This window comes from Ruminococcus sp. 1001136sp1 (genome assembly GCF_039841815.1).
GTDB classification, from domain to species: Bacteria; Bacillota; Clostridia; order Lachnospirales; family Lachnospiraceae; genus Blautia_A; species Blautia_A faecis.
In genome coordinates, this window is sequence record NZ_JBDPGY010000009.1 from 186,213 (window position 1) to 195,088 (window position 8,876).

The window sequence follows — 8,876 nt, forward strand, 5'->3', positions numbered from 1 at the left end:
CAAACGGAAACCAGTCCGAGGGAATCCAGGCACTGATGAACGGAGACCCGGTACAGATTTCCATGCATTCCAACCTGATTTATTCTGCATTTGATCCGAGATTTAACGTAGTCTCCCTGCCGTTTATTTATGATTCTGTGGAAGACGCAGATGCCAAGTTTGACGGTGAGGCAGGAGAGAAGATGAAGGAAATCCTCAGTGAGTATGGACTGCATTGCATGGGTATTGCGGAGAACGGCTTCCGTGAACTGACCAACAGTGTGCGTGAAGTAAAATCGGTGGACGATATGAAGAACCTGAAAGTCCGTGTTGCAGGCTCCAATCTTCTTATGGAATGCTATAAGAGATGGGGGGCAGATGCAACCAACCTGAACTGGTCCGAGACTTACACAGCCCTTCAGCAGAACACCGTAGAGGGAGAGGAGAATCCGCTTCCTGCAATCGACGCAGCCAGTGTACAGGAGGTTCAGCCATACTGCTCCATGTGGGATGCCATCTATGACTGTCTGTTCTTCTGTATCAATCAGGATATCTATGATGGCCTTACACCAGAGCAGCAGGCTGTTGTAGACAAGGCTGGAAGAATGGCTGTTGAGTATGAGCGTTACATCAACCGCTCCGGTGCCAATGAGATCATGAACCGCTGGGAAGAGAAAAATGGCGTTACCTTTACCGCAAAAGAGGATATGGATATTGATTCCTTTAAAGAGGCGGTAGAAGGCGTAGACCAGTGGTTTGTAGAAGAACTGAAAAACCAGGGATATGACGATGGTCAGGAACTGGTGGATGCATTTAAGTAAGACAGCATAAGCGTGTATCAATTTGATACATGTGCCTCATAAATTGAACAGTGCCCTATAGAAAACACCTCCCGGAATGTGAGTGACCAACATATTCCGGGAGGTGTTTTTGGGTCTGTCTTACAGTAAGCCAGTGATCCTGAGAGAGCACCACACCAGCAGCAGGGCCATGATTCCATTCATCAGCTTATAATGACTGCTGTAAAATCTTTTCAGTACATTTCCCGCAAATGCCCAGATTAGATTTCCCAGGGCTCCAAGAAACATCAGATATACAGCGAAGCAAAACAGTATAGGAACCCTTGCCTCATAGGGCAGAATATAAGCGGAAAACATGGTCAGCCCATAGATGATGATCTTTACATTTATCAGCTGCAGGAAAAATCCCATCAGCCAGGTTGGCTTTTTGTCCTGGACATTGTCAGAGGGCGGAATCCTGCGCCAGGTCTGAAAGGCAAGATAGAGTACATAAGCTGCGCCTAGATATTTCATAACCGGCTGGATCCCTGGAATGATTTTCCCAAGAGTACTGCAGAACAGTCCGGAAAGACACATCAAAGTGAGAGATCCGCTCCAGATTCCGGTCATAAAGCGGATATTACCGGAAATGCCGTATTTGCTGGCTGTGGACAGCAAAAGAATATTATTGGGACCAGGCGACCAGACGGTAAGGATGGCAGACAGGGTCATTTCTATGAAGACAGATAAAGGCATGGGACTTCCTCCTTGGGTAAGTTTAAACATCTGAGCTACGAAAAGAAAGGCGCAACATACAAAACGCTATGTGTTCGTAAAACCTACACAAAATATGATTTTTAATAATAACACAAAAATATCGGATTGTATATAAGAGGATAACGATCGCAATCGAAATTCGGTTAAATGTTTGTTAAATTCGTGCAAAATGGGAATGATTATGTTATAATGCAGAAAATAATATGAATATAAAAAAATAGAATTTGCTTTTAACAGAAAAAATGCTTTAAGTTTGAAAATAATAGTACGTGAGGAGGACGTGTTTATGCTGAAAACCTGGATCCCGGAGGAGATTCCGGAAAAAGAGGAGTTGAAGAAACGGATTAAAGAAGCTGGCGAGAAGCTGTATCAGCAGCAGATGAAGCTGAAAGAACACAAGCTGCCTGTGCTGGTACTTTTTGAAGGCTGGGGGGCATCTGGCAAAGGTACCACAATCGGCAGAGTGATCAAATACATTGATCCCCGTTTCTTTAAAGTAGCAACCATGTCAAAGCCTACAGAGGATGAACTGCGCAGACCATTTCTGTACCGGTATTTCAATCAGATTCCGGAAGCCGGCAAATTTACCTTTCTGGATTCTGGCTGGATGGAGCAGACCTGCAAAGACTGTCTGAATGGTCTGGAAGAAGAGGATTATGCAAAGCGGATCGACAGCATCAAACATTTCGAGCGACAGCTCACAGACAACGGTTATCTGGTTCTGAAATTTTTCATGCAGATTGACAAAAAAGAGCAGACCAGACGTATTGAGAAGCTTAACAAAGAGCAGGATACAAAATGGCGTGTGGATGCCTTTGACAAGTGGCAGAACGAACATTACAAACATTGCCAGAAGGTTTTCGACCGCTATCTGACAGATACGAATACTTCTATTGCACCATGGTATATTATTGATGCAAAAGACCGCAACTTCGTAGAACTTCAGGTTCTTGAAATAATGGTAAATAACATTGAGGTAGCCTTGCAGAACAGCACACACAGCGCACCGCTTCTCCCAAACATTTTTCCGCTTGAGAAAATGCCGAAGCTTTCGGAAATCGAACTGACAGACAAGGTGATCGAGGATGAAGAATACAAGAAAGAGCTGAAGCATCTCCAGAAGAAGCTGGGCGAACTGCATAACCGTCTGTACCGCAAGCGTGTGCCGGTGATCATTACTTATGAAGGCTGGGACGCAGCCGGAAAAGGAGGCAATATTAAGCGGATCACAGAAGCCCTTGATCCCCGTGGCTTTGAGGTCCATCCAATCGCCAGCCCGGAACCTCACGAAAAGGCGCGTCATTACCTCTGGCGCTTCTGGACCAGATTGCCCAAAGACGGTCACATTGCCATCTTCGACCGCACCTGGTATGGCCGCGTAATGGTAGAGCGTCTGGAAGGCTTTTGCAGCGAGAACGACTGGAAACGTGCCTACAACGAGATCAATGAATTCGAGAAGGAGCTGTCCGACTGGGGTGCCGTGATCATCAAATTCTGGGTCCAGATCGACAAAGACACCCAGCTGGCCCGCTTCACCGACCGTCAGAACAATCCTGAAAAACAGTGGAAGATCACCGACGAAGACTGGCGCAACCGCGAAAAATGGGATGCTTATGAATGTGCTGTAGATGAAATGCTTGCCAAGACAAGCACCACCTATGCACCATGGCATATCTTGGAATCTGTAGATAAGAAGTATGCGAGAATTAAAGCTCTTAAAATTGTAATAAAAGAATTGGAAAAGGCATTAGAGCGTACTTGAAAAATCATTCCCGCAATCTGCACGCCCCACTTTGCGGTATATTTTGCCCGAATTCGGTTGCCGTAGCCCGCTACGGCGCCCTCATCCGGACAAAATCTCCCACAAATTGTGACGCACATCTTGCAGAAGGCCTTTTTCAAACGCATTCTGGAATAGCAGCATAATAAGCAAAATCGCTGGTCAACAACCAGCGATTTTGCAATATATATTCATGCAGCAGACCATTTAAGGGGCGGATTTCGTGATGCCGGGATCCATGATTTCCGTCACGCTCTCAGATAATTCCGCATGGTTTTAAGTGCATTCTTTTCCAACCGGCTGACCTGTGCCTGGGAAATCCCGATTTCCTGGGCCACCTCCATCTGGGTTTTGCCCTCGTAAAAACGCAGATCAATAATATGCCGTTCCCGCTTATTCAGCCGGTTTATAGCTTCCCGGAGGGACAGATTTTCTACCCAGGTCTCCTCCTTGTTTTTCTTATCGCTGATTTGGTCCATCACATAAAGCGTATCCCCGCCTTCCGTATAAACCGGTTCAAAAAGTGACACCGGATTCTGTATCGCATCCATAGCATATACGATCATCTCTTTATTTATCCCTATTTCGCTGGCAATTTCCGCAATGGTAGGCTCCCTCAGATTTGTTTTCATATAGGTTTCTTTTGCATAAATTGCTCGATAAGCAATATCCCGCAGAGACCGGCTCACCCGGATACTGTTATTGTCACGAAGATACCTTCGTATCTCTCCAATGATCATAGGCACTGCATAAGTGGAAAATTTTACATTCAATGTAGTGTCAAAATTATCAATTGCTTTTATAAGCCCAATGCAGCCAATCTGAAAAAGATCGTCCATATTTTCGCTGCTGTTGGAAAAACGCTTGATCACGCTGAGAACCAGCCGCAGATTTCCTTTAATGTAAAGTTCCCTGGCTTCTTCATCACCCTCCTTGATCCTGCGAAAAAGCTCTTCTTTTTCTTCTGCCTTCAGTACCGGAAGCTTCGATGTATTGACTCCGCAAATTTCAACTTTGTTAAGTGCCATTATTTGAATCCTCCTTTTGTGCATCGCGAAGCGTGCTGCTGAGAACGAAGTGAACAGTAACAATGATTCTCACGTGGGAGGATAAATATTCTTTTTTCGGGAAAATATAAAAATTATTGCCCCTTGACAATTGGGAAAATAGAATTAAGCCTTTTTACAGCAATACTTTTCATCAATTTCTACCAGGATAATGTCATCTCCGATCTGCCGGATACAATTCCATGGAATTATATATTCACTTCCGGCTCCCCAGAAACAAAAGCAGAAACTGCCAGGTCCGGGAACCACAAGGGCGGTAATACATCCGGTTTCACAGTTAAATTCCACATCCACCGGACAGCCAAGTGTACGGCAGGTACAGATATTGATCACTTCTTTTTGCTTTAATTCGCAAATACGCATGAAAAGCACCTGTTTTTTATGATATTATGCAAAAAGTCTGAAAATATGTATGGAGTTTATTGACATACTTTCTATGATTAAAGTATAATAAGAAATAGGTAATTCAGTCCGTTTTATGTTACTGAGCGAACAGAAAAGAGGAAAGTCTGCTGCCCGGATTGTATGGCAGAAGGGGAGACATGAGGAAGGGGAAATAAATACATGAGATGTCCATACTGTAATCAGGATAATACAAGAGTAGTAGATTCAAGACCAGTGGAAGAGACCAATTCCATAAGACGCAGAAGACTGTGCGATTCCTGTGGAAGAAGATTTACCACTTATGAGAATGTGGAGACAATCCCGTTAACCGTAATCAAGAAGAATCTGAACCGTGAGCAGTACGACCGCAATAAACTGATCAACGGTGTCCGCCGCGCCTGCTACAAACGTCCCATTGCCAGCGATAAGCTGGAAGCCATGATCGATGCCATAGAAGGCGACATCTTTAATGCCGAAGATAAAGAAATCTCCAGCACGAAAATCGGAGAAATCGTGATGAGCCATTTAAAAGATCTGGATTCGGTGGCGTATGTGCGATTCGCTTCTGTGTATCGGGAGTTTAAAGATGTCAGTACCTTTATGGATGAATTGAAGAAATTTTTAAATTAGAAAAATCCTCGCCAGAGAGCGGGGAAACCGGCTTCTGCTCCGGAATCGAAAATTATTCTAGGCATCTTTCCGGTCTTGAACCAGGACAGCCGCCCTATACACTTCTGGACTACTTTGGTGATGATTTCCTTCTTATTATTGATGAGTCTCACAAAACAGTTCCACAGGTAGGTGCCATGTCAGAAATCTCCATAAAAAATGTAGAATTGCTGTTTTTTTACAGCTTTTCACTTTTTCTGCTGTAAACATTATCATTATGATTGCAACTCTACCCAAAACTTATTATAATAAGAATCATGAAAAGCAACACAGCAAGGAGAAACTTATGAAAAAGATCAAAAAACTGACATCCCTATTATTTTGCTGTCTGTTTTTATATCTGCTGGCATTTCCAGGACAGGTACAGGCAGCCTCTCTCACCCCTACTGCGCAAGATAACCTTAGTGTTAAATTAAGGCGTTCTTCTGACCTTATTTCTATTTCCAACGGCTATATGCGAGTATTCCGCAAAACAAACAGCGTCGGTATTGAATACTATGACAACAGCCTGCAGATTACAGACAAAAGAGAAATTCCCATGGAGCTTCCTTTATGGGGTGGTTTTTATGCAGGATCTGATGGATATTACCTGGTAGAGGGACAAAATAACACCGCCGAAGATAATTCCGCCGAGGTTATCCGTGTCATCCGATATGATACAAACTGGAATCGCAGCGGTGCGGCTTCCATTACAAGCAATCCGGATTTATTTGGAGGAGAGGTTCGCTATCCATTCGATTACGGATGTGTGGAAATGACAGAAACCAACGGAACTCTCTATATTGTAACCGGTCATGAAGGCTATGTAGATAAATCTGTTGGACAGGGACATCAGGGATTCCTTATGATTGCCGTTGACCAGGCTTCCATGACCGGAAAGATCGTAAGCTGTGATCTGTGGCACTCCTTTGCCCAGTATATCAAATCGCAGTCCTCTTATCTGTATGTTCTGGAGCAAAGCGAAGGTTCCCGCTGTACCAAACTTTCCAGATACGACAGTACCACCCTTGATGAAAAAACTATCGAGCTTCTTCCTTATGGTGGTTCCCGTACTTCCGTATGGGCACTGAACTGCTACGCAAGCGTAGATGGTATGGCTGTTTCTGCTGACAGTGTACTGTGTATCGGAACGACCATCGACCAGTCCCAGTATGACAATGTGACAAGTGACACTCCTCATAATATTTACCTTACAATTACTCCTGTTTCCGATTTTTCAAAAGAAGCAACCTCTGTAAAATACCTTACCAACTACACTGGCAATGGAAAGAGTTTTATGGGGGTAAAGATCACTCCAATCACAGAAAACCGTTTCATGATTTCCTGGGAAGAATATGAAAATACAGACGATTCTTCGTCAGAAAATTACGCATCTGCTGATGATTCTCTTTCTTCCAGTACTCTTCATTACCTCTTTGTTGATGGTAAGGGAAATGTACTTAGCAGGGAATACACCACTGCTGCGCCCGTATCCGACTGCCAGCCTGTCGTTAAAGATTCCAAGGTTGTTTACTACGCCTCCAATGCCAATACTGTTAATTTTTACTCTATTGATGCAAATGACGGCACAGCCTCCAAAAAGATTTACCGTACTGCAGGTGAAAATGCTACCTGGGATTTTGCAAATGGTGTTCTCACTATTTCCGGTCAGGGTGCACTTAATATCTCCACGGATGAAAACGATCGTTTCCCCGTTTCTTCCACTCAGGGAGGCTACAGTTTCTGGAGCGGCACGGCATGGAAGTCCATGAAAAATCAGGTAAAAAAAATAGTTATAAAATCCGGGATTACCAGTATTTCAGAAAATGCATTTAATTATCTGCCCAATCTGAAGGAAGTCGTAATTGAAAACGGTGTCCACACTATTGGAAAGGAAGCTTTTGCTTTCTGCTCTAATCTTGAAACAGTCACTCTGCCAGACAGCGTAATCAACATCGGGGATGACATTGTATGGGAAGGCTCCTACTGGTATTCCGGCGGTCATGTATATTACGCCACCATTTATGCCTCCTCTAACTCAGCTGCCATTACATATGCACGTAAGAACAACATTGGTTATGCCTGCGACCTTTCTCAGGCATCTGTAACCGGAGTTAAAGCGACTTATGCTTATACTGGAAAAGCTCTAAAACCAGTTCCAACTATTACTCTTGGAAAGCAAAAACTTATAGAAGGACAGGATTATAAAGTTACCTACAGCAATAACAAAAAAGTCGGAACTGCCACTGTAACCATTACAGGCCAGAACAACTATTTTGGAACTATTACCTTAGATTTCCAGATTACCTCAAGTTCAAATAACAAAGATGATAAACCTCAGACTACAGTAGTGAAATCCTTCAGTGATTCTTACAATGTCTACACAGTTAATAAAAATGGTACCTCTGTTACTTTAAAGCGGTCAAAGTCCAAAGCCATCACGACTGCAGCAATTCCTTCCTCTGTGAAGGCAAACGGTCGGACCTATAAAGTCACAGCCATTGCTTCCGGAGCTTTCAAAAACTGCCGGAAGCTAAGACAAGTAACCATTGCCAGGAATATTTCTTCCATCGGCACCAGTGCTTTCCAGGGCTGCAGTGCTTTACGGACTGTAAAGATTGGCTACAAAGTTTCTTCCATTGGCAAAAAAGCATTCTACGACTGCAAGGCCCTTATTTCTGTCAGCATTCAGTCCAAGAAGCTTACCTCCGGTACCGTAGGAAAAAGTGCTTTCACCAAAGCCGGCAGAAACAACTACAAGAAGCTGAAAGTAAAAGTACCAGCAAGCAAGCTTTCCACCTACAAAAAGCTCTTCAAGAGTAAGGGACTTTCTGCAAAAGCAAAAATCAGTAAATAAGCCATTTTTCTTTATGAAGCAGCTGCCATATAACAAATGAAGCCGGTGTTTAAAAACACCGGCTCAGACTGTAGACAAACTTGGTGTTGGGGATTATGGCCAGCACCATTTTTCTTTTAAAACTTCTTTTCTTTTTATTTTCTTCAAAATCAACAAAAATCTGGCTGTGTTTCAACCTCGTTTTTCCAGGATCTTTGCCAGTTTTTTCAAATTCATGCATGCAAAGATAAGCCCGGCTTTCATTTCCATCCGTGCTTTTCCTACATACTGTGTATATCGAAATCCATGCTGTTCTTTCGCTGTACCGAAGATCCGCTCTATGGTTTCTTTTCTTAACTGGTAGATCTGTCTGTTTCCGATCGTGTGCCGAATGTCTTCTACCACTTCCATATATTCTTCCCATACATGATGTGTGATCAGTTTTACATGATCCTTACTTTCTGTGCATTTTGAAAGACATTGGCATTCATGTTTATCACAGGCAGTTTCTACTGCATATGCAAAAACGTGTTTATGTTCACCCTTTCGAAACCATCCACTTTCCGGATCGCTGATGCTGCATTTTTGTGTTTTCACATCTTCAGGAAGTTCTTCAGATATAGAAT

At 43.4% G+C, this 8,876-nt stretch carries 7 protein-coding genes and 3 pseudogenes; 5 read left to right on the forward strand and 5 right to left on the reverse strand.

Translation table 11 applies throughout. From position 1 onward, the window contains the following. Nucleotides 1–800: TRAP transporter substrate-binding protein DctP (gene dctP, locus ABHC48_RS10160; protein WP_195409714.1), on the forward strand; the 800-nt coding region annotated here is incomplete at its 5' end. Between the two features lie 120 nt (nucleotides 801–920). Here dctP and ABHC48_RS10165 read toward each other — a convergent pair. Continuing rightward, nucleotides 921–1,514, reverse strand: a complete 594-nt coding sequence (locus ABHC48_RS10165; protein ID WP_195700004.1) for a LysE family transporter — start codon at nucleotides 1,512–1,514, stop codon at nucleotides 921–923. A 307-nt stretch (nucleotides 1,515–1,821) separates the two neighbouring features. On the opposite strand from ABHC48_RS10165, the gene pap reads away from it, so the two are divergent. Next, a complete protein-coding gene (gene pap, locus ABHC48_RS10170) occupies nucleotides 1,822–3,297 on the forward strand; it encodes a polyphosphate:AMP phosphotransferase (RefSeq protein ID WP_195700005.1) in 1,476 nt (491 codons plus the stop codon). Between the two features lie 29 nt (nucleotides 3,298–3,326). On the opposite strand, the pseudogene ABHC48_RS10175 reads toward pap, so the two are convergent. Continuing rightward, nucleotides 3,327–3,377: pseudogene (locus tag ABHC48_RS10175) on the reverse strand (DUF6783 domain-containing protein); the annotation flags it as partial. Here ABHC48_RS10175 and ABHC48_RS10180 point away from each other — a divergent pair. Continuing rightward, nucleotides 3,354–3,461, forward strand: a pseudogene (locus tag ABHC48_RS10180) (DUF6783 domain-containing protein); the annotation flags it as partial. The pseudogenes ABHC48_RS10175 and ABHC48_RS10180 overlap by 24 nt on opposite strands. 102 nt (nucleotides 3,462–3,563) lie before the next feature. On the opposite strand, the gene sigG reads toward ABHC48_RS10180, so the two are convergent. After that, nucleotides 3,564–4,343, reverse strand: coding sequence for an RNA polymerase sporulation sigma factor SigG (gene sigG / locus ABHC48_RS10185; RefSeq protein ID WP_148461856.1), 780 nt, complete (start codon nucleotides 4,341–4,343; stop codon nucleotides 3,564–3,566). Between the two features lie 144 nt (nucleotides 4,344–4,487). Next, on the reverse strand, nucleotides 4,488–4,745 hold the full coding sequence (locus ABHC48_RS10190) for a YlmC/YmxH family sporulation protein (RefSeq protein WP_118583926.1): 258 nt from the start codon (nucleotides 4,743–4,745) through the stop codon (nucleotides 4,488–4,490). Between the two features lie 201 nt (nucleotides 4,746–4,946). Between ABHC48_RS10190 and nrdR the strand changes: the two genes are divergently transcribed. Both nrdR and ABHC48_RS10200 read left to right on the forward strand, forming a co-directional pair. Continuing rightward, nucleotides 4,947–5,396 (forward strand): transcriptional regulator NrdR, encoded by a 450-nt coding sequence (nrdR, locus tag ABHC48_RS10195; protein ID WP_118583928.1) that lies wholly within the window; start codon nucleotides 4,947–4,949, stop codon nucleotides 5,394–5,396. 325 nt (nucleotides 5,397–5,721) lie between these two features. After that, the gene (locus ABHC48_RS10200) at nucleotides 5,722–8,271 is read left to right on the forward strand and encodes a leucine-rich repeat domain-containing protein (RefSeq protein WP_195700006.1); all 2,550 of its coding nucleotides are present in this window, start codon (nucleotides 5,722–5,724) and stop codon (nucleotides 8,269–8,271) included. A gap of 93 nt (nucleotides 8,272–8,364) precedes the next feature. Here the strand turns inward: ABHC48_RS10200 and ABHC48_RS10205 are convergent. Continuing rightward, nucleotides 8,365–8,876 (reverse strand): annotated as a pseudogene (locus tag ABHC48_RS10205) (transposase); the annotation flags it as partial.

Coding starts and splice junctions, on each gene's coding strand:
- ABHC48_RS10165 (WP_195700004.1), bottom strand. CDS start 1,514: ATGCCTTTATCTGTCTTCATAGAAATGACCCTGTCTGCCATCCTTACC.
- pap (WP_195700005.1), top strand. CDS start 1,822: ATGCTGAAAACCTGGATCCCGGAGGAGATTCCGGAAAAAGAGGAGTTG.
- sigG (WP_148461856.1), bottom strand. CDS start 4,343: ATGGCACTTAACAAAGTTGAAATTTGCGGAGTCAATACATCGAAGCTT.
- ABHC48_RS10190 (WP_118583926.1), bottom strand. CDS start 4,745: ATGCGTATTTGCGAATTAAAGCAAAAAGAAGTGATCAATATCTGTACC.
- nrdR (WP_118583928.1), top strand. CDS start 4,947: ATGAGATGTCCATACTGTAATCAGGATAATACAAGAGTAGTAGATTCA.
- ABHC48_RS10200 (WP_195700006.1), top strand. CDS start 5,722: ATGAAAAAGATCAAAAAACTGACATCCCTATTATTTTGCTGTCTGTTT.